Genomic DNA, 20,409 nt, shown 5'->3' with positions numbered 1-20,409 from the left:
TCCCCTTTTGTAAGATGCAAGCAGTAATCTTTTGTTTGAAACCGTTAATGCATCATATTTCTAGTATGCAGGGTTTCTTGGCCATTTTTATCTGCAGCGCCCATCTGGGATTTAACCAGTAGCATGCTCAAAAGTAGTCCAATTACTGAGACATAGATAAGCGCTTTAAAGGTAGCGGAAAATGAGTTTGCCATTGTATCCAGAGAAGAAAGTCCTTCTACAGAAGTGAAGTGTTTCATCTGGCTTGTTAGAATCGTCATTAGCCCTGCTATGGCGAATGAAGATATAAATTGTTGGGCAGCACTGGTTAATGCCGTAACCCTGTCCACTAAATGACTGGGCGCTAGTTGAATGATATGAGTGGTGAGCGGCATCATAGCGAGTCCCATTCCTGATCCGAGCAAGAACAGCGCAAGGATTAACATCGTCATCTCTCCGCTTACCGATACATGGGATAACAAGAAAGCTGCGCCACCGATAGCGGCCATTCCCGACATGACCAACGGCCGGGCGCCAAGTCTATCGAATAGTCTTCCGCTGATAAGCACGAAAATACCGGAGGCTGTAGCTTGAGGAAGCATAAGGAGACCTGTTTTCAAAGCGCTGTACTGATGCACCTCCTGCAAAAATAGGGGGACCATAAACATGGTTCCAAATAGAGCGATTTGGAATATCCATTGTATGTAAATACTTATATTAAACTTTAAAGACTTGAATACCCGGAGTTCAAGAATGGGCTGCTCTTGCCTTAACTCGACCCAAATAAACATGAACAATGCAATGACTCCAATTAGAAGTCCCCATAGGGTTCTACTTGATGTCCATCCGTTAGTGCCCTCGCTAATTCCGTACGACAAACTTGCAAAAGCAATTGGAGCGAGTAGGATTCCCCATATGTCGAGGGAGGTGCTGGGTTCGCCTTTTATATTGGGGAGAGAACGAATACCTAAGATTATCGCAATAATACCAATTGGGATGTTGATGATGAATATCCACTGCCATGTGACATAGTCGACAAGCCATCCCGCCAATAATGGAGCTAGCGCTGGAGCAAGCAAGACAGGGATTCCCATAACCCCCATTACAGTCCCTACCTTCTCTGGTGGAGAAACTTTATATACAAAGGCGATAGATATTGGCATGATCATACCCCCGCCAATTCCTTGAATGACACGAAAAAGGATCATTTGTTCTGCAGTGGTTGAAATAGCAACAAGAATGGAACCTAGTGTGAAAAATGCGATTGAGAACAGGAAGATTTGTTTGGCGCCAAAGCGATCCGAGAGCCATCCAGAAAGTGGTATAACGGCGGCATGGGCAAGCACATAACCCGTAACCGTCCATTGTAGTAACGATAATGGAGAGTCGAAAGCAGTAGAAAGCTTGGGTAGCGCGACATTTACAGCCGTTCCGTCAAAGAGAACCATAAACAGTCCTAAAATGATCGAAATAAGTGGAATAATGATAGCCTTCATTGATTTAGTCTGCTCCTCTAATCGATTTTTTGATATTGACATCATCTGCCTCCTTAATTAATTGATTTATTCTACAATGGACTAAATCACATCTATCAGATTTGAAAGAAATGAATAGTCTATTGAAAACGGACATGTGTCCGTTTTATAGATTCACAATAACGGACATTTGTCCGTTTGTCAATCGTAAAATCAGTTATGATTTGTTATAATACAATCAGAGGTGAGGTGGCATGGATTCAAAAAAAGAGCGTAAAGATGTTATTAAGTACAGAAGTGCGATTTTGCAATGCGCAGAAGCTCTGTTTTTAGAACACGGAGTTGATAATGTTTCCATGCGCAAGATCGCAACTACGGCCGGAATAGGACAAGGTACGCTTTATAGACACTACGCTCATAAAGGGGAAATCTGTCAGGATTTGATGAAGGAGAGCAGCGAGGAGTTTATTGCCGAAGTTCTGCACTATCTCGATTCGAATAATGGGGATTCCTTGCAAAAAAAATTAACCAAGATGGTACATTATTGCGTTGAATTTATTGACAAGCATTCCAATTGGCTCGTCTATATTCAGGCACCTTCTTGTGAAGAGCGACAGCAAATGATGTATCACTCGCCAATCTATGTATTTCTATATCAGATGTTTTATAAATTGATTGATGAGGCGCAGTCACATTATAAAAGCAAGGATAAAGATACCGGGTTTAGAGTAGATGCTATGTTAGCATCTATAACACCGGAGTTATATGTCTTTACAAAAGAAAATCGTGGTTTAAACAAAAATAATATTAAACAAAAGGTAGTACGATTATATATCGATCCTTTATTTAAGCTTTAAGTAGTGAATATTTTAATGCCGGAGAGCCATCGAGTTCATGTGTGAGAGCCACTGTGTTAATGAAATAGAGCCACCCCCCGCTGCATCCATTAAAATGGAGAAATGTGTCTTCAGTAAGACTTATTTGATGCAAATAACTGCTAAAGATCTTGACGAAGGGCAATTGCATGCTACATCTGCTGTTCGTGTGGATAAGATCTATACATTCTCGAATTAAGAAATTCAAATATCTAAAGACTTCACTTTTCACAGAGGTCAAACAGCAATTTAGTGCATTTATTAAACGAATAAATGACAAACAACAGCCTTTCACCGCATTATACAATGGTGAAAGGCTGTTGTTGTACATTATGATAAATAACCGCGTTAGGCGTCCCAAATATTAATCAATTCGATGCAGTGACACCACACACTCCACGTGTGTGGAGACCGTGAAAGGGATATATTGGTTTTCATTAATTTTTCTGATTGAGTAGTAAGAAAATGCTCTATTAGACATTAAAGGAGTAAGTATCTTAAGCAGTGAGAATGACGTATTAGATGATGTCCTCTGCACTTCTGACTCATTCAAAATTCATTTCTAAATGTGATTTTAAGGTTTCCTTTAATTGGTTCATCTCATTCTCGGTAACGCTCCAACCCTGTTTCCTTAAGTCACTAATAATTCTATGAAACATTGTTATTGGGGGAGGAGGAACATCCTTCAACTCAGCTTCTGGCCCTTCAGTAATCAATGTAATTATGTTATATGCTTGAGCCTCTTCAATATCCCACTGGAATTCCACGAGCGGGAAAGCTTCAATTGTTTTCATTATGTCTAAGTTATTCTTTCGATTATCAAGAGTATTCCCGTTGATATGATATACCTGATAACCTGTCGGTATTGAGCCGTGTGCATTCTCCCAAATTAGATTATGCAGAAAAATCACCTTGCCTTCTGCATTTGTAGAATAAACGTAACCGACATTGTTAGCTTCTTGGTATTCCTGAAATAATTCATCAGAGGATTCAAAGTACAATTCTCCATAAACAAACTTTGCTCCTGGCTTTAATCCTGACGAGTTCATCTTAAGTCTAAGTTCTTTAAACATTAAAGCAAACTCAATCAAATTGTTATGAATCATTAAAAGTTCTGATTCATCTAATACATTATCAAAATGAATAGTAATACTCTTTTGATCTTTCCAAACATCGCCTTGAGAATTATAGTAATCAAATACTCTGTCTACGCTACTATAGTAGAAAATATCATTCTCTACCGAATAAAAGACATAAATCGATCCGGGATTATTTAAAAGATAGTGTAGGTTTGAAGTTGACACACTATATGAATAACCTCCATTGGAATTTCGACCTTTATTTGAAGACTTGAGTTGTACATGTGCCCGAATGTTCGTAGGAGAGTCACCTTCATTAACTAACGCTTCAATGTGTATATCTACACCATAATCATTGTCGGTCTCTTCTCTAATTATAAAATAAGGATCAGTGAATAGCAGTCTAAATTTATTACGAGCTAGGTCGTTACTCACATGCTCCTTAGTTCTTTTGGGAAGATTCTTTGACCAATCATCCATATTATATATCACTTCCTGAGTTCTTTATAATGATATGTATTTTATGGTTTTGGAAAGGGACTCGCCTAACATATTCTACTCGAAAAATCCGTATTCCACATGTAAAAAATATGGTGACTCCCGACACACATAAAGACGAATTTTATTAAATGTAACTCTCTTATAAAATGCCAAATTCACCAAGTTATAGTTGATTGGACATCTATATCTAAAGCTTTAAGAACATTCTCTAATAATAATTGTGCTTCTAAAATTCCACCACAATAGGAAGGTGAAATTGCTATCGTAATCATATCCCATTGGTATAACCCATAAAGTTTTTTTGTGTATTCTCGAACCTGATGCATTGGTATTAATTCAGGATCAAACATTCTATCTGAGTCGTTGAATACATCGATATCAAGATCAAGTATTGCTGTTCGTTCTCCAAGATATGCACCTAGATCTTGTGCGACAGAACTCATTAAAAAATCATCAATATTCATAAATCGTGTCGTTCTATAGTTGCAATCTGGTGGCAGCTTCTCAAGTACTAATTGAGTTTGAGGATCATTCTGCTCTGAAAGGTTTGCAATTGTATTTAGCTCTTGATTATCGCGAGAAACATAAATAACTTCTTCTATCGTTCCTCTAACAAGTGAAGACCAAATAAAGTTATCTATATGCATCATATTAGATTTAGGAGTTTGTCCTAGTGAACTATCGTAACTACTACATACTTCTATTATTTGCTCAATTGTTGTCGCTTCCTGTAGGCCAGTAACTAAAGCACCATCTATTGCGTTATCTAGATGTGCATCTACATGTACCACCAATGATTTATTCCTTATTTGATCATTTAATCTGCCAATTTCCCATGCTGCAAAACTCCAGTTGTGATCTCTTATAATGCAAATTCGATTGTCTTGTGTGCGAACCTTCCAATTTATATCCATTTCCCAATCTAAAGTCACAGACTGTCCTCCTTTGAATGCAATATGTTATGTGCCTACTTAATCTTAAGATCCTTTTTAGCTATTGTTTTAATTGTATCTATACTATTTACGGCATAGCCACAATTTGAATCCAAAGAGCCAACATGATTTCCTGATATAGAATCAGGATTGGTTTCGACTTTTCTTATAAAAATCGCTAACTCATCTATTGCACTAATAGAAACTACAAATGCTCCTACTGAAATCTGTTTCTTAATTTCTTCGAATGACTCTTTAATCAGCTTTTCATATCTACTGATTATTTCTCTATTGTAGATCTCATTAGTAGTATAATGTTCAAATAATTCTCCAGTTGCGTACCTGTAGTTCGATAAACACTCTACAATTATTGAATAGTTGCTTGACTTTGTTTCCCACCATTTCTGAGTGTAGAACTGCCTGAGAGCAAACCGTATTCCATAAATAGGAACGATTAATGCAACTAATAGAGTGGGTATTACTGTTGTAAGTATTTTTATTACATTTTCTTCAGATAACATTTAAATACCCCTCCCATTGAATCAGATGATTTATAGTCCGATCATACTTTTCAATGTATGGACTAAATAATCTTTAGCAATATCAATAGGTAAAGTTGAAAATTCCAATCCTTTTCTTTTAACGAGATCCTTGGCCTTTTCAACAACAGACTGATCTCTTGCAGCATCTAGAAAATCATGACCTTTCCAAGTCATTGTCTTCACATAAAATTGATAAGGAGAGAGCGTTGCCTTTGCTTCGATATATCCTGCTTCTCTTAAAAGCTGGACTTGGTATTGAACATTCTCTTTTTCTTCTTCTGTTTCATACTCTTCCAACTCAACAACAATAGTATTTGTTGCTGTATTATGTTCCTCAATATATTTTAAAACTTGAATAATAATATCCAAATCTCTTTTCATAACAACACCTCTTCTTTCTCTTGAAATTCAGGATTTATCGACTTTATTTGAACTCACATTAAATTTAGAGGTCTTATATTGATGGCTGCTGATGTTAAAGCTCCCCACAAATCTAAACTTACTATTAAGTTTGCCGCCAAGATTACATGCTGGACAGGACAATTCTGAGTCAGTAAGTTTCTTCGCTTCGACTCTGATATGACCGTATGTACAAGTATATTTCAATTTCTTAAGATCGGGATTACTCTTTCTAGCTACCTTTTCTTTCTTGATATATTTCTCTTTCCAATTGGATGGTTTTCTCCGCATCGGATAGCTCTATACCTCCACTTGAATCAACTCTTTCATTAACCCCTTAATGGCTTATTAACATATCTTCTATTAATATAGTCGATTACGTCTCTCTTCTGCATTATGAAAAATTTACTATGGTTCACCAAACAACTTGAGCAATACGGCTGTTCTTCTTTGTTAAAGAGTGGCTTGGAGTTCTGATTATTACAGTTAGGACAGGAATACATAATACCTATTTTCAAACGATTGGATTTACTCCAGTCTTTTGGTGTTCGATATGATTTAGTCAACTTAACTCCTCCAATTTGGTGATAAATCTAGTATTTCATCTACTCAACCTTTTTCATAAATAGCGGTTTCGCCTCTCATATTAAAATCAAGGTATACTTCACCACTATTTAACTCCTTCTTATCAGCGGTACGTTCTAACCAAATCCGAATTCTTTGTCCATCTTGAACTTCTCCAAATTTATACCCATTTGCTATAAAGTTTTGTTGAAGTTCTCCTTTGGATGTAGATCTATGTCTAACACTGTAATCTGCTGCCCACTCATCCATCTTTTTACGAACCAATTTATCCAGTTTCTTTTGTCCGCGTTCGATTGTTTTGTCGTCTTTCATTTGCGTATTTCTCCCCTTGTGTAAACTCATTATATAGTTGATGATAAACTCAGTTTTTCATTCTATTGACGAACCTTAGCGAAAATTCGAATAGTAAAATTATACCATGACTTATACAAAAGTAGCAGTCTGTATGCTGAAAAGGGGGGTATTATAATTGGGATTTTTAGAAAAATCTATAATAAACCATCTTATCAACAACCATCGCTCAATAACCGTTTTTTATTTGCTCAGAAAACGGTATCGCTATGATGAAAACACAACTTGAATCCTCTTCACATGGGAGGTGATTCAAGTTGTTAAATGAACAATGTCCTGAATTAAGAGTACGCTTGTAACCAGAAGAATTTGTGAAACTTTTGGAATGTTAAGAAACGGTTAAATATCACCAAACGATGGAGAAAGAGTGGATCTACAACGAAGGGGTTAAGGATAGAATGAGATTTATGCGTCCGATTTATCGCGGTACGGAGGATAGACTCAGTCGAAGATATGACGACCAAACAGCATGGATTCGTTCCATGCCATCTGTCGCTATCGCATTTTACAGGTTGGTGTTTACTCTTCGAACTCTTCAATCTCCAACCCGCTTTTCAAGGTAAAAACAAAATGCGCCGGTGAGAGAATGGTTATCTTCTCTACCAGCGCATTAAATAGGTCATCTTCAAATTTCTCGAGTAAATCCTGCCGTAAGCTTAATACCTGTATGATCTCATCTACTCGACCCTTAAATTCAGCCTTTTGATTGTTGTCTTCTTCCAGCTTCATTTTATGTTGCCGGAGTCCATCCAATTCCTTAGAGATTCGAGCATTCTCCTCTGCATATACTACTTCATCTATCTGATCCCGAAGCTTCAGCGTCACCAATCCCTTCAGGTCAGCTTTTAATTGATCCATCTGCTTCTCGATTTCAAGTAACGGCGTATGCCCTTCTCGCTTAGCAAGTACTGCTTCAATATTCGCATTCAACGTTCGGATAAAGCCATCTTTATTCTCATGCATGCGGTTAAATACTCGTACAAATGTATCTTGCAATACCTGTTCATCCACCGCTCTGGCATCACAGGCTGCTTTACCCTCGTTAACGTAGGTTCGGCATTGCCACACAACTTTCTTTGAAATATTGTTACTGTTCCATGTTCGCCTTTTAAAATTAGCTCCGCAGCATCCGCAGAATACTTTGCTACTGAGTGGATATTTACTGGAATATTTCTTTCGGTCACCCATTACATTACCCTTCAATAATGCTCTACGCTCTTTCTCGTTTTGTACCATATCGAACATCTCTTTGGATATAATCGGCTCATGGTTATCCTCGATCAAGTATTTCTGTTCCTGACCTCGATTCTTAACTCGTTTATGGCTTAAAAAATCGACTGTGATTGTCTTTTGCTGAAGTAAGGCTCCGTAATATTTCTCATTGGTTAGGATGATTGTAATGGAGGAATCCCACCACTTCTCATTACCTGTTACAGTTTTTATTTTATCCTTCATCAAGCCCGTAGCAATCGCCTGATAGCTTTTACCCTCCAGATACTCCTGATAAATCCTGCGGACAATTTCAGCTTCCTTTTCGTTAATGATCAGTTCGCCTTCCTTATCCTTATCGTAGCCAAGAAATCGTGTGGTATTACAATGTACCTTACCGTTTGCAAATCCCTTTTGAATACCCCATTTGGAGTTCTCAGATATATTCCTGCTTTCATCTTGAGCGATAGAGCTGAAGATGGTCAGAAATACTTCGCCAGAGGATTCTAATGTATTGATGTTTTCTTTTTCAAATAATACGGCAATTCCAAGGCTTTTCAATTCCCTTACGTATTTCAACAAGTCCATTGTGTTTCGAGAAAATCTCGATATCGATTTTGTTAGAATCAAATCGACTTTACCAGCTCTCGCATCCTCAATCATTCGTTTAAATTGTACGCGATCCTTTGTGTTCGTTCCCGATATGCCTTCATCCGCATAAATGTCTGCGAAATCCCAATTCGAGTTTCCTTCAATGTGTTGTGTATAGTGCCTGACTTGATTCTCGTAACTTTCGCGTTGTTCTTCAGAATCCGTACTTACGCGACAGTAAGCTGCCACTTTCTTCTTTACTGTTTGTGTGATTCCATCGATGACTACTAATGATTTTACAGGTACGACAACAACCTTCTTTATTACTTTAGCCATACAGTTCCCCCTCAGATATATTCCTTTTACTGTCACATGTTACGATTACTTCTGCACATCATCAAGTCATTTCCGCCCCATTTTAGGGCTATTTGAAAGTCTTTTTATTTAACAAATCGATCTCAGAAAACTCCTCATCGGTAATCAAATTTTGTGATTTCAATTGCTTTAATAGGCTCACACTGAGCATGTAGTCGATAGATTTCTTCAAATGTATAGGCTCCTTTTAAATGAAATTAAAAAAGGCTCACCCTAGAGGGCAAGCCGTATGATTGTTATAATAAACTTTTTATTTGAATGGTCTTTTCTATTGAAATTGTCGGGTCGCTCGTTAGTTTAGCGGACAATATGAGGTATTTGTATACGTATCCGCTACTGTTACCAGCTTTGATCGTTACACTATTTCCCGTTCTTGCTGTAATAGCTGCCATTACTGGAGTAGTGGCATTCTGATTACTTATCATCCACTGTACTGATTGATCAAACACCTCTACGCCGCTAAGATAAATGATTGCCGTATACGATAAACTTTGACTTAAATAGATGCTAGTGTTACCGCTAATCAATATGTTGTAATTATGTGTGTACTCTTCAACTGTTGTTATCTGAATCGTATCTGTAATAGACGGATGGTAGGTAAGCCTCGCAGTAATCGTTTCTTGTCCTACCTGTTTTCCCATCACTTTTCCTTGGTTATCAACGCTGACCACATTTGCATCACTTGAAGTAAAAGTAATGGCCGGAGTCGGGATCTCCTTCCCATTATCTGTGGCTGTATAATTTAATTGCAAAACATCATTGATTAGTACCTGAGTTGTTGTTACATTGTCTATTGTTAATGCATATGTATGAGAAACTTCATATTTCCAGCGATCCACTATATTATTATCTACATCGTCAACAGCAGATGAGATAGAATCCAGCGAACAACTGAGTTTGATGATTCCTTTAACAGTACGGTCAATACCGTTCACTTTAAACGGCTGATGTGTGTTGTAAAATCGCTGGCTAAGTGTAATGCTTTTCGTATCCGCATTATCTTGCAGATACACATGGATTGTTCCTGTTGGTACGGAGATAATTGTACCTGAACTAACAGAGAAGGTTTCCCCTTCCAAAATGGCATTAAACCATTTCACGTTCCCATCCCAGTTAAAGGCGATGCCGTAATTACACTTGCGTATCCTGCCGCGATTAGATTGTTCATTTTGAACAATTTCGCTTGTTATCAAATAGCGTTCATTTCGGTAATCAATAAAATTACCCGTATGTAATGGAGTTGCAGCACGTATTATTTTTTCATCGCTTGATTGAATTTTATCGGTTGCATCTCGAATGAGAGCAATTTGCTGCACACCGTTTATATGTATATGTTCACCTTTCTCCCGAAGGAAGAAGTCTATCATCGTTTCTATACTTCTTGTCATTAAATCTCCCTCCTATACAAAATCAGGCTTGCAACGATACAAGAACAGTTCCAGATAATCGCTCCATTCTTTCAAGTCCAAGAGAATGAATATGTTATCACTAATTTTCACGTATCGACTTAGTTTCAGTAGAGCATCTATTTCACAGAAGGCTCGATGGGTAACTTCTAGTGAAATATCGTCTTCAAACGTATAACTCTTTATGTATGGCTGTACATCAGCATAGATCGTTTTAACCACCATCAAATCTACAGCCTCCAAGATCTCAAGTTTAATTTCATTGAACATGCTCAATACCCTACTTTGATTCTAGGCAGAGGAAGGGCCAGTCGAATGCTTTGTGGGATACCTGGTTCATAACTGGCTGAACGTTCGCCTTCTTGCTTTTGAACCAAGCCTACCGAATCTTTATTTTTGTAGAGATACAGGGCATAATCGACAACCACAGCATCATATGCAACCGGAAGACTCTCAATATTACAATAGCCGAGTATATTGCTTCTGGCTTTTTTTATATAGTGATTTATGATCTCATCCCTTGAACTATCATATAAATCGATCCCCAATAGTTGTTTCAACAATTCCAGTTGTTCAATCATTTGGCTTGCTCCTTGTCGTTGTGCTTTTCACGTTTTTAGTGATGACTGTTTGAGACGACACTATTATTTCAGTTTTTTCTGATTCCACTATTTCATAATTAGCATTCTTCTCTAGACGTTTAATTAATTCCTCATCAGTCACTTCCCATTGGATTTCTGTTTCTTTGTTCTTGAACCACATATATTCCACCCCCATTAAATTAAAAAAGGGCATCCAGTTAAGGACACCCACTAGGCTCTATGTATTTATTGACTAAGACTTATTTGCCGTGAGAACAGCAAGCGATTCTGGCTTAATACATTTTGCACCATAGACCTGCAAACCTTTAATCGCATCTGAGAATTGCTTCTCTGGACGATAAGCTTCAACGGAATCCACTTGACCAGCAAATGAGATGGCACTCTTATGTCCAGCAATTATTTTATACTTTGCCCCAGTCGTGTTCGGCACATTATTCGATTTGTACACCGACATATTATCGATGCTACCAACAAATCCCGTCCGCATGACATTAGCATCCTTCGTGTAGCGTGGATCTTTGACGAGTAATCCATAAAAGAAAGCAGGAACAACGACAAAGCGATCCCCTTCCGGCACATCGTTTTCATCTAAAACAACACCCAAATCTACAAGTAAATCATAGGCTGTAGCGGAAGTCGGAACAATAGGCGTTGTATCGTTTCCGATTGTATTGCCAGCTTTCACTTCCGTATAAAACCCTGCGATATATTGATCCACCACATTAGCGAGCCCATAGGATGCTTCTACGATACCTCCACTTAGCAAATCCACATTGGCTTGGGCAGCGTCCACATCATCGACTGTAAAATTATAAAACTTAGCTTGGTCGATGGTTAGCGTTTTTTGTGCAGAGTCCAGTTCCTGCGGATTACCAATCCCTGCTGCCTTATCATATGTACCGATGGTTACTGCGCCGATCGAATTAATTTTAACCGTTGAACCTTGCCCTTTGATCTCGCCTTCATAATCGGTATTCACAACATTTCCATAGACTAGATTCTTCTTAAAGCTTTCATTTAAACGTGCACTCCAAATTGTAGGGATAAAATTTTGTACTGACATATGTATTCACCTTGTCCTTTTCGATTTTTATTTGTTTTGTAAGGCTTGTTTTACTTGTTCCCAATTCTTATTGATTTCGTCTTGCGACATACCTTTGATTGTATCGAGTGTGAACGTCTTGCCCGTTGAATCTGCAGGGGGCGTATAACCATCACCTTTTAGGCGCTGTTCTACTTGTTGCTGTACCGCCAATTGGAGGGACTGTTCAAATACAGCCAGATTCGCTGTCGTTGTCGTTTCATCTGCACCAATAAAAAAATCCACTAACGTGAGTGGAAGTTTCTTTTCACTGGCTATTTTGATGGCTTGGCTCGTTAATCGTTCGCGCTGCTTCTCCAGTTTCATGGTTTCCATTTCAGCACGAAGCTTCTCCACTTCAATTTCTTTCTCATCCTTCGCAGGGAAACGCTTCTTAATTTCAGCATCCAGCAATCCTTCCAGTTGATTGGCTTTCCACGTTTCTAGTGATTTTGTGGTACGCTTGTCCACGGTGCTATCGAACCAACTTTTCGCATCTTTATCAGATTGAACGAATTGTTCAATACCTTCAACGCTCATTGGATTCAAAACCTGAAGATACGATTTCACTTCCTCTGTTGTGCCATTTGCTTCAATAAATTGTTTTACTTGATCCAAATCCATTTTGACTATCTCCTTTGATACCCATTCGACTCGTTTGAACCGAACACGCATTTCTATTTGTTTTGTAACAGTTTAGAGTCATGCCCAGGACTACGATGTTACGCATTAGAAATAGCAAAAACGAGGAAAAGGTACAAACATACCAACTCCCCACTTTTGCACATGTAAAACCCTTGATATATATAGCTTTTTAAACCCTCTAAAGCGTAACATCAAGCTTGTTTTCGTCTCATCTTCCGCATTCGTAATTTTGCCTTATCCTTCTTATTATTTTCATCACATTTTCCACAGTAATGTTGCCGATTAGAATTTGCCTCGAATGTAGTCCCACATTTCTTACAATTAACCTTCGGCTTTGCTATCTGTCTCTCAACATGCATATTCCGTTCCAACATATATTCACGTTCCAACTTCTCATCAGTTGGTAACACTCCATTTTCAAAATATCTACAGCTAGGTAGAGGATTCTCGTTATCGAAAAATACACATGAACCATCTTTCCAGCAACAATAATTGGAGAACCCATGCTTATCTCCCAAATAGGAGGCACAATTATTTTTGACGAGTTGTTTGATTTTGCTTTTATTCTGCATGTGCTGATTCTCCAGTCAATTCCATAACCCATTGTTTTTCGGAATGGAACTTGTTATGTTCAAGCTTCGGATTTTCAACAAACGGCAATAAGGCAAGCAAAGATTCATGCGAAACAATATCCTTCAGCTTGACGATGACATCAGCTAATCCCACCAAATCTGTTGGCAAGTTACGTGTAAACTTAACAGCGATATCTCGATAATCATATTGAACACCTTCTTTAATTTGCAGAAACGTGAAGAGGTTTCCTAACCTCTGTTTGATCACACTCTCCATCATCGCTTCACGAATCGCCACCCTATTTTCTAAATTCAGCAGCTTATTTCGGATTGCCAGTGAGGATGTATTCGATGCCCAATTTTCATTGAAGTTCACCTGGTCCATCATGTCATAAATTTTACGTTCGAGATTATCCAGTTCATTTTTCACAAACGAATCATTGATCTCCTTAATCAGCCACGTTACTTTACCACCTATAGGAACTTGGATGATGCCCATCTTCTTCATATTCAGCAGGTCTTCTGCTTCCAACTTGGCATTTTCAATAACCAAATAAGAATTCCGATGATCAGCAATTTCATTGACCAAATCCGAGTTCAGCGCATTATAGGCATCAAATAAAGAAATCACATCTTGGAAGCCGCATTTCCGCTCAGTGTTTGCTGGGCAAGAAATAATGGGGACTCTTCCAAAGATGTGATCATGTTTACCGAGGTATTTGAGTTCAGGTGATTTACTCTGTTTGCTTAAACTGATTTTCTTATCACCTATCAATTCATAGTGCAAGATTTCTTGATCCGTATAAACGTCCAAGTAAACTTTATCATCAAATCGTTTTGTAAACTTATGTAGCCCCAATAGGGCATTACGTTCCGCTGTTCCGTCTTCCAGTACATAAGCATTCTGTGGTGTTAAAACGGTTGCCGAAAACTGACCATCTGAATCCAGATAATTCAGCTCATAGCTCTCACCATATATTTCACTTTGCTTCCGCAGATTAATGTTATGTTCCTTTTCCCAATGGCTCATAAGTAGATCAATTTTTTGAGTGACTTCATCGTGATCGGACTTTGATACGTAATTCACTGGCTTGCCCAATATGTATCCGACTTCATTGTCCACGAATTTTCTCGGAAAGTTGAAAATTAGTTTTCGATTGCTTCGGCTCTCCTGCATGGCATAATCCTTGAGAATAGCATGGTTGCCGTTGTAATAGTCAAAGTATATTTGCTTCGTTAGCGCAGTTTGATTAAGTTCGTTTAGACATTCGAGAATTATTGATTCTGTTATCTGCATTGCGTTATTTCCCTTCAAATGGACATAAAAATAGCCCCCACCAAAATAGTGAGGACTCCTACTAGTCGCTATATTTTTAAATCATGTTAAAGTGACGAAAAGAATCTTTAATATTATCCTGTTTTTCTAATGGACACGGATACATTCTGACATTGGCTGCATATCTGTTTGGTGCCACTTTAGGATTAAGGCCACATACTTCTTTCATATGTGCAATCCAACATGATTTAGGAACATAACCATTCTTTTGTTTAACATATTCTTGAATCTGTTTATATGTAGCCAGCGTAATGCCTCCCTTATTAAATCTATTGCGATTTGATAATTACAAAGCATACTCTGATTTAATTATTACTAACAGTTGCTTGGCTGTTTGCTCATCTAGTTGTATACTCTGGCTAACTACGTTGGTATGTACTCGTTCTTTTGATCCATAAGTATTGATCTGAATGTATTTCTTACCATTCTGAACTAATACATTATATGTAGACTCTGCCTCTGTCTGTAATCTTGAATTTCTTGATATTTTACTTAAATTTCTGATCAATGCCATATATATTCCTCCAAGTAATCTAGTATATGGGAAGTATAACATAGAAGTTTGTAACCAGCACTTAGCAAATTCATTGGCTATCAACCGACTGCAGCCGCCATCGATCAAGGGATGTTGCACTATCAAAACAACAAGCTCCGATCATAGAACTTCAAACTCTTAACCAACTGAATCAATTGAACTGCCCCATATAAACTATCAGGAGCATCGTCAAAACGGCAGTTGCGATTATAATCCTTCACTTGATTATTGTAGCGAATATTGTCCGTATTAAACAAAATATGACCCTTCTTCACTTCAGGCTCCAAACTAATAATCCGCTCATGTTTCTGTCCTTTGGAATTCACGCTATCAACTGGCGTATATATTTTCGATTTCCACAACTCTTCCTCAAACTTTTGTTTCATATAGCTTTGTGCTTGTATAGTCTCGAATCCTATTTTATCAACGGGATAGGTGATCAACTTTTCGATTGCCACTTGGAACAAATCATCCGGCAGTAGTTTATATACGTTACCGTCAATCACATAAATCTGCTTCGTCTTACGATGCTGACCTATGATTGAAATAGCAGAGTAATCATTCTTTTTTCCGGCTTTGATAGCTGGATCAATATACATAGCAATCTCCATCTCTTCAAATTCAGGCAAACGATCCCAATACATGATGTTCTGGAAGATATAGTCGTCAGTTGAGCGTGGATCGTTTTGAAGCTCCTTATAGAACGACTTCTCACCCATCGCTTGCTTCTTGCACATGAGATAATAATAATCCAGATACTCGCTCCAAAGGATTTCTGTACCCTCAAGCATATCCTCTTTGTTGGCAATAAAAAAAGACAAGGCAGTGTTGATCCTGTCCTCGTCTTGAAGGTTGTTATATTTGATTTCCCATTCTGCCCACAAATCATCTCGTTCTGAAAATTGAATGACAGCTGCCTTCCGTATACTTCTGACTCCTGGAATTTTACCTTTGAGCAAATCAGCCATGATATCCTCTTCATTTAGGATTGTACCGCATATAAGAATATTCGTATCTCGCGTACCGATTGGTAGAACGACATCGGTGAATGTACTTTTAATTTGATCACGTTTGGTTTCCGATTTAGCTGTATCATCTTTAAGCAAGTCATCGAGTAAAACCAGTGTTGGCCTGTGATGCTTATAATGGATGCCTCGGAGAGAACCATCAATCCCACGAATCATGATGCACGAGTCTAAGCCGTTTTTACTCCTAAGCCAAATCTCATTATTGTTCCAGCGAGAACCTTTACGAATGCCAAAATCCTCAATCAGCATCTGATTCGTTTCTAGCTCATCTTTGATCATATCAAGGAAAGGAAGAGCAATTTGCTCTGTTGCTGATATAATCAGCGTGAACTGCGATTTATCATATAGAGTTGCATATAGCGGAAATAAAAAAGAACTGATTGTCGACTTTCCGTGTTCCCGAGGGAGTCCGAAAGCCGTAATCAGCCCAATATTGGAAAACATATGTTTTAATTCAGCAAATAGTTGACGGTGAAATTGTCCGAACTCTCGGTCAAAGTATTTTGGAAAGTAACATAGAGCGAAATACTCGATATCCATTTCAGCTATAAGTTTTCGTAATTCTGAAAAAGAGAAGGTTTCGATTAGCTGCTTCATTTTTGGTGGAATAAAGTGCTTCTCCATGTATTGTTTGAGAAGTTGTGTTTGGCGTATTACATTGAATACATTGTAATTTTCCTCAGCATCTATAACTTAATCACTTCCTATTCTACATCTTCATTAGTCAATTCTTCCGTAGTGTCATTAACTTTGATTAGCGTGTAAATATACTTTTCCCGTTTAGTTAAATTGTTCAGTTGAATCTTTTGTTCAACCACTATTTCCATATGTTTTGGAACCTCAAATGTTGTTTCGTTAAAATGATCCGCGAGTTTTCCTGTAATGTGTTCTCCATCTACACTTCTAAAAGAGAAAGTTTTTTTCTCAGTATGAATACCAACAATTTCACCAAATATCTTCTCCACTGTTACCATATTATTTATTTCGCCATCTAATATACTAAGAGTATTCTTCACATCTTGAACAGACAACTTTACGTCAAAATAATTTTTATTTGGAGAAGCAATTTCAACTTTTATTCCGGTATCCGCTTCAATTAACGTTTTCATTAAATTCCTATATTTCAGAACAACTCTTTGATTCTGGGTAATTAAAAAAGCCTTCAACTCTACAGGATCACTTTTAGTCATCAATAATTGTGCGAATAACTTCAAAGTATCACTAAGTCGAGTTTCTCCTAAAAGATCGCTCAGCTCATTTGATTTTAATTGAATACCAAACGAAGCTGCATATGTTCCTGTTACTTGCAGACTATTTTCAACCTTAATATTACTGGGAATTTTCCCTCTCGCACTATTACCTCTATGAGCAAGCATGTACAATATATTCTGTGTATTCGAAAGAACTTCTCCTAATGAAACACAATCTATTTCCCTCACATGACCGTTAGCTATCTCCAATGATAAATTAACTATATCTCTTCTCTCAGATTGAGCCATTTCAAAGATTTTTTCATTTATGCATGGCATCATTTCATCATTTTTCCAATTAAGATATGCATCTTCAGTTGGTAATAGATCACTCGATATACCCATTGGATCAATTTGAGTTGCCTTTGCAATATTTGAGTTATTTTCTTTTATCACTTTCCATATGAATTCATCCTCAGGCTTAGTAAATACATCATAAAGTGATATCCTGTTACTTTTTGCGAATGCCAGTCTCGCCTCGGTTAGTGGAGCAAATAACCATGTTTGATCTTGTTCAGTATAATCAACATAAAGAACCATGAATCTTTGTCCAAATTTACTTATACATGTAAATAATTGAGGTTCATCATAAAACAAAAACATCTCTTCAATATAGAGCTTACCCAATAAATCTACACCAACAAATTCTGCTTCCATACTAAACCACCTCTTTGCATACTTCAAAATAAGCATGAGGAAGTGCCTCTTTAATTAACCACCAAGTTATATGAGAATTACAGTTATTACTCGGAGTTTTTTTAATTACACCACTAGATCCCATCGTCATTCCGGTAGCAACGTACTTCTTTTTTCGCATGATTGGAGATATATTTCTCATTTTCTCAATTTCCTCTATATCAGAAATAACAGATAAACCGAAAGCTTGCAACTTTCCATTATAATTTCTATTTGGATTCAATATAAAGTGTGATAAAAAATCATTCTCACTTACTGGATTACTTTCACATAAACGATAAACAATTATTTCTTCTTCTAGAGCATCATTTGGAGGGCAATTCGCAGGAAAATAGTCTGGATAAATTTTAATATTTACACTCATATAGTTATATCACCTATTATGTAGTTATTTCCCCAACTTTATAACACGAGGTATATAAACAGTTCTACCAATACAATGCTTTCACCTCTATTTTCCAACAAAAATTCCTGCATCCTTTGCTAGCGGCTCCGGTTTCCCATATAGAAGCCGCCCCCCTCCCTGACAAGAACAAAAAGAGCGGTATCTCTACCACTCAATATTCGCTAATGCTTCAGCCATATCCTTTTCGGTTGTCAAAGTGTAGATATTTGTAGTGGAAACGTGATCATGTCCCAATATTTGCTGAATAGTAGTCAGCGGTGTATTCTTTATTAACCTATATCCTAGTGTATGTCTGAGCATATGCGGAGTTACCTTCACATTTACCCGATCCCCATATTTATTGAGTATCAAGTTGACCGCATTTCTCTCAAATGCTCCACGCTGCCCGATGAATAAGTATTCCGAGTCGCTTTCCAGTCTAATTTCCAAGTATCGAGTGAGTGCTTTACGTACATCCTTATTAATAGGAAGCGTTCGTTGAGCATTCCCCTTGCCGAGTATCCGCAATAACCCTTTACGTTCGCTCATGTCTATATCTTTCAGCCGAATACCGACTAATTCGCTTACCCTGATGCCTGTTCCAATCAACAACTCTATGATACAGATATGCATTCGGTTGCCATGTCGATGGATCTCGTTCCGTACCTTCCACATGTCTGTATCCTCTAACCCTTTATATTGCCGGACATCCTTGTTTCTTACCGCTTCAACGTGTATCTCTTCCTTTATATAGCCTTGTTTGTGCATCCAGTGGCAGAATACATTGATACTGGCTATCTTCCGGTTGATCGTCAGTATGGCTTGATCGCTGCTTTGAAGGTACTTCTTATACTCTACCCCATCCAGTTCGATCAGCTTCTCCAACCCATACTCCGTCTTACCCCGATACCAAGCCATGAATTGCAATATATCCCTCAAGTAGCAGGATACTGTGTTCTCGCTTCGATCCTTACTGCGTAAATGTGCCTCAAACCCCTGTAAATACGGCATATCGCCCCCACCTTTCGCTTGTGTGTCACATCATACCGTTGGTGGGGGAGACAGTCAACTAGATGCATAACTTTTATTATGTTGGATTAATGCCTGTTTTATAGCCGAATACTGCCCTTTTCGAGGCACATTTCACCCTTTATCTATCGAATTACTGACGACATAACCTTATGCATCTGGCTCTTCGAAGCCTTCCTCAATATGGCCGGACTCCTCTATGGCTTCATATTCAGCTTCTATTACATCAGCTTCAATCATCTCAAGGAATAGTAGCTTCCGTTCGAGTTCAGCAGCTTTAGTATCGATAATAATTTCACGTCTATCGTTCCATTCGTTCGGAGCTCGGTTCTTCAAGTAGAATATCATTGCTGTCGGGTTTGGGGGCTGATGACGTTTCACCTTCTCGATCCTGGTTTTCTTCTTGCCATTCTTGTCCTCTTCAATAATTGTTTTGATTTCTTCGTATTCATACCCCATCGCTAATTTAAAAAGTGAAGTTTCCACGCGATTTATAGTAACAGACTTACTCCAATTAATAAGCTCGTTGAAGGTTGGGTGCTTGTTTGCATACTCATACCAAGTAGCAGGATGGATGCCGAGTTTCTCACACATTTGTTCATTTGTTAATCCCTCTTGGCACCAATCTCTAATCTCGTTGAATCTTGGTACGATATGGGTCTCATACTTTGATGGACGTTCCATTAACTTTGTGAATTTAGGATGTATTTTTACATATTCGTACAACGTGGTAATATGTATCTCTAATCGAACTGCAATCTCATCATCAATTACTCCATCCTTAATCCATTGCCTAATCTCATCAAAACGTGGTTCAACATTCAACTCATACTTGGTCGGCTTCTTCGATTTCTTTTCCTTAGACATAATCAACACACCTCCAGTCAAACAAAAAAGCCTATGCAATGATGCATAGACTACTGTATAGTTTTTATAATCATTATCAATTAA

At 37.9% G+C, this 20,409-nt stretch carries 24 protein-coding genes; 1 reads left to right on the top strand and 23 read right to left on the bottom strand.

Annotated features, from left to right (window positions below):
• Positions 1-44: 44 nt before the first annotated feature.
• Positions 45-1,520, bottom strand: a complete 1,476-nt coding sequence (locus tag LPB68_RS16545) for a DHA2 family efflux MFS transporter permease subunit (RefSeq protein ID WP_068661083.1) — start codon at positions 1,518-1,520, stop codon at positions 45-47.
• 188 nt (positions 1,521-1,708) lie between these two features.
• On the opposite strand from LPB68_RS16545, the gene LPB68_RS16540 reads away from it, so the two are divergent.
• Entirely contained in the window at positions 1,709-2,311 is a 603-nt protein-coding gene (locus LPB68_RS16540; protein ID WP_068661082.1) for a TetR/AcrR family transcriptional regulator, read from the top strand.
• Positions 2,312-2,874: 563 nt separating this feature from the next.
• Here the strand turns inward: LPB68_RS16540 and LPB68_RS16530 are convergent.
• From LPB68_RS16530 to LPB68_RS16430, 22 genes are all read right to left on the bottom strand, one after another.
• Positions 2,875-3,888 (bottom strand): DUF4365 domain-containing protein, encoded by a 1,014-nt coding sequence (locus LPB68_RS16530; protein WP_068661080.1) that lies wholly within the window; start codon positions 3,886-3,888, stop codon positions 2,875-2,877.
• Positions 3,889-4,064: 176 nt separating this feature from the next.
• On the bottom strand, positions 4,065-4,841 hold the full coding sequence (locus tag LPB68_RS23175; RefSeq protein ID WP_068661079.1) for a hypothetical protein: 777 nt from the start codon (positions 4,839-4,841) through the stop codon (positions 4,065-4,067).
• Positions 4,842-4,876: 35 nt separating this feature from the next.
• On the bottom strand, positions 4,877-5,362 hold the full coding sequence (locus LPB68_RS16520) for a hypothetical protein (RefSeq protein WP_068661078.1): 486 nt from the start codon (positions 5,360-5,362) through the stop codon (positions 4,877-4,879).
• 30 nt (positions 5,363-5,392) lie between these two features.
• Complete coding sequence (locus tag LPB68_RS16515; RefSeq protein WP_068661077.1) at positions 5,393-5,764, bottom strand: DUF2513 domain-containing protein; 372 nt, start codon at positions 5,762-5,764, stop codon at positions 5,393-5,395.
• A 27-nt stretch (positions 5,765-5,791) separates the two neighbouring features.
• Positions 5,792-6,073: a hypothetical protein gene (locus tag LPB68_RS16510; protein ID WP_068661076.1), complete on the bottom strand. Its 282-nt coding sequence runs from the start codon at positions 6,071-6,073 to the stop codon at positions 5,792-5,794.
• A 318-nt stretch (positions 6,074-6,391) separates the two neighbouring features.
• Positions 6,392-6,679: a hypothetical protein gene (locus tag LPB68_RS16505; protein ID WP_068661075.1), complete on the bottom strand. Its 288-nt coding sequence runs from the start codon at positions 6,677-6,679 to the stop codon at positions 6,392-6,394.
• Between the two features lie 558 nt (positions 6,680-7,237).
• Complete coding sequence (locus LPB68_RS16500) at positions 7,238-8,854, bottom strand: recombinase family protein (RefSeq protein ID WP_068661074.1); 1,617 nt, start codon at positions 8,852-8,854, stop codon at positions 7,238-7,240.
• An 88-nt stretch (positions 8,855-8,942) separates the two neighbouring features.
• Positions 8,943-9,065, bottom strand: coding sequence for an SHOCT domain-containing protein (locus tag LPB68_RS23750; RefSeq protein ID WP_332455212.1), 123 nt, complete (start codon positions 9,063-9,065; stop codon positions 8,943-8,945).
• A 64-nt stretch (positions 9,066-9,129) separates the two neighbouring features.
• Positions 9,130-10,281, bottom strand: coding sequence for a hypothetical protein (locus LPB68_RS16495; protein ID WP_068661073.1), 1,152 nt, complete (start codon positions 10,279-10,281; stop codon positions 9,130-9,132).
• Between the two features lie 12 nt (positions 10,282-10,293).
• Positions 10,294-10,524: a hypothetical protein gene (locus LPB68_RS16490; protein WP_237087920.1), complete on the bottom strand. Its 231-nt coding sequence runs from the start codon at positions 10,522-10,524 to the stop codon at positions 10,294-10,296.
• A gap of 47 nt (positions 10,525-10,571) precedes the next feature.
• Entirely contained in the window at positions 10,572-10,880 is a 309-nt protein-coding gene (locus LPB68_RS16485; protein ID WP_068661071.1) for a phage head-tail connector protein, read from the bottom strand.
• Entirely contained in the window at positions 10,873-11,061 is a 189-nt protein-coding gene (locus tag LPB68_RS16480) for a hypothetical protein (RefSeq protein WP_068661070.1), read from the bottom strand. The genes LPB68_RS16485 and LPB68_RS16480 overlap by 8 nt, the downstream gene beginning before the upstream one ends.
• A 72-nt stretch (positions 11,062-11,133) precedes the next feature.
• Positions 11,134-11,964 carry a phage capsid protein gene (locus LPB68_RS16475; RefSeq protein WP_068661069.1) on the bottom strand — a complete coding sequence of 277 codons (831 nt, stop codon included), beginning with the start codon at positions 11,962-11,964 and terminating at the stop codon, positions 11,134-11,136.
• A 27-nt stretch (positions 11,965-11,991) separates the two neighbouring features.
• The gene (locus LPB68_RS16470) at positions 11,992-12,606 is read right to left on the bottom strand and encodes a DUF4355 domain-containing protein (RefSeq protein WP_068661068.1); all 615 of its coding nucleotides are present in this window, start codon (positions 12,604-12,606) and stop codon (positions 11,992-11,994) included.
• A 212-nt stretch (positions 12,607-12,818) separates the two neighbouring features.
• On the bottom strand, positions 12,819-13,199 hold the full coding sequence (locus LPB68_RS16465) for a hypothetical protein (RefSeq protein ID WP_068661067.1): 381 nt from the start codon (positions 13,197-13,199) through the stop codon (positions 12,819-12,821).
• Complete coding sequence (locus tag LPB68_RS16460) at positions 13,189-14,496, bottom strand: phage portal protein (RefSeq protein ID WP_068661066.1); 1,308 nt, start codon at positions 14,494-14,496, stop codon at positions 13,189-13,191. Before LPB68_RS16460 ends, LPB68_RS16465 begins: the two co-directional genes overlap by 11 nt.
• 325 nt (positions 14,497-14,821) lie before the next feature.
• Positions 14,822-15,049 (bottom strand): hypothetical protein, encoded by a 228-nt coding sequence (locus tag LPB68_RS16455; protein ID WP_068661065.1) that lies wholly within the window; start codon positions 15,047-15,049, stop codon positions 14,822-14,824.
• A 122-nt stretch (positions 15,050-15,171) separates the two neighbouring features.
• Positions 15,172-16,722, bottom strand: coding sequence for a phage terminase large subunit (gene terL, locus LPB68_RS16450; RefSeq protein ID WP_068661064.1), 1,551 nt, complete (start codon positions 16,720-16,722; stop codon positions 15,172-15,174).
• Between the two features lie 80 nt (positions 16,723-16,802).
• On the bottom strand, positions 16,803-18,005 hold the full coding sequence (locus LPB68_RS16445) for a DUF6575 domain-containing protein (protein ID WP_068661063.1): 1,203 nt from the start codon (positions 18,003-18,005) through the stop codon (positions 16,803-16,805).
• 1 nt (position 18,006) lies between these two features.
• A complete protein-coding gene (locus LPB68_RS16440) occupies positions 18,007-18,408 on the bottom strand; it encodes a hypothetical protein (protein ID WP_068661062.1) in 402 nt (133 codons plus the stop codon).
• Positions 18,409-18,594: 186 nt separating this feature from the next.
• Positions 18,595-19,440: a tyrosine-type recombinase/integrase gene (locus tag LPB68_RS16435; protein ID WP_068661061.1), complete on the bottom strand. Its 846-nt coding sequence runs from the start codon at positions 19,438-19,440 to the stop codon at positions 18,595-18,597.
• A gap of 168 nt (positions 19,441-19,608) precedes the next feature.
• Positions 19,609-20,325, bottom strand: a complete 717-nt coding sequence (locus LPB68_RS16430) for a transposase (RefSeq protein ID WP_068661060.1) — start codon at positions 20,323-20,325, stop codon at positions 19,609-19,611.
• Between the last annotated feature and the right edge of the window lie 84 nt (positions 20,326-20,409).

Source organism: Paenibacillus crassostreae (genome assembly GCF_001857945.1).
Classification (GTDB): domain Bacteria; phylum Bacillota; class Bacilli; order Paenibacillales; family Paenibacillaceae; genus Paenibacillus_AQ; species Paenibacillus_AQ crassostreae.
This window is presented reverse-complemented; position numbering and strand designations above follow the sequence as displayed.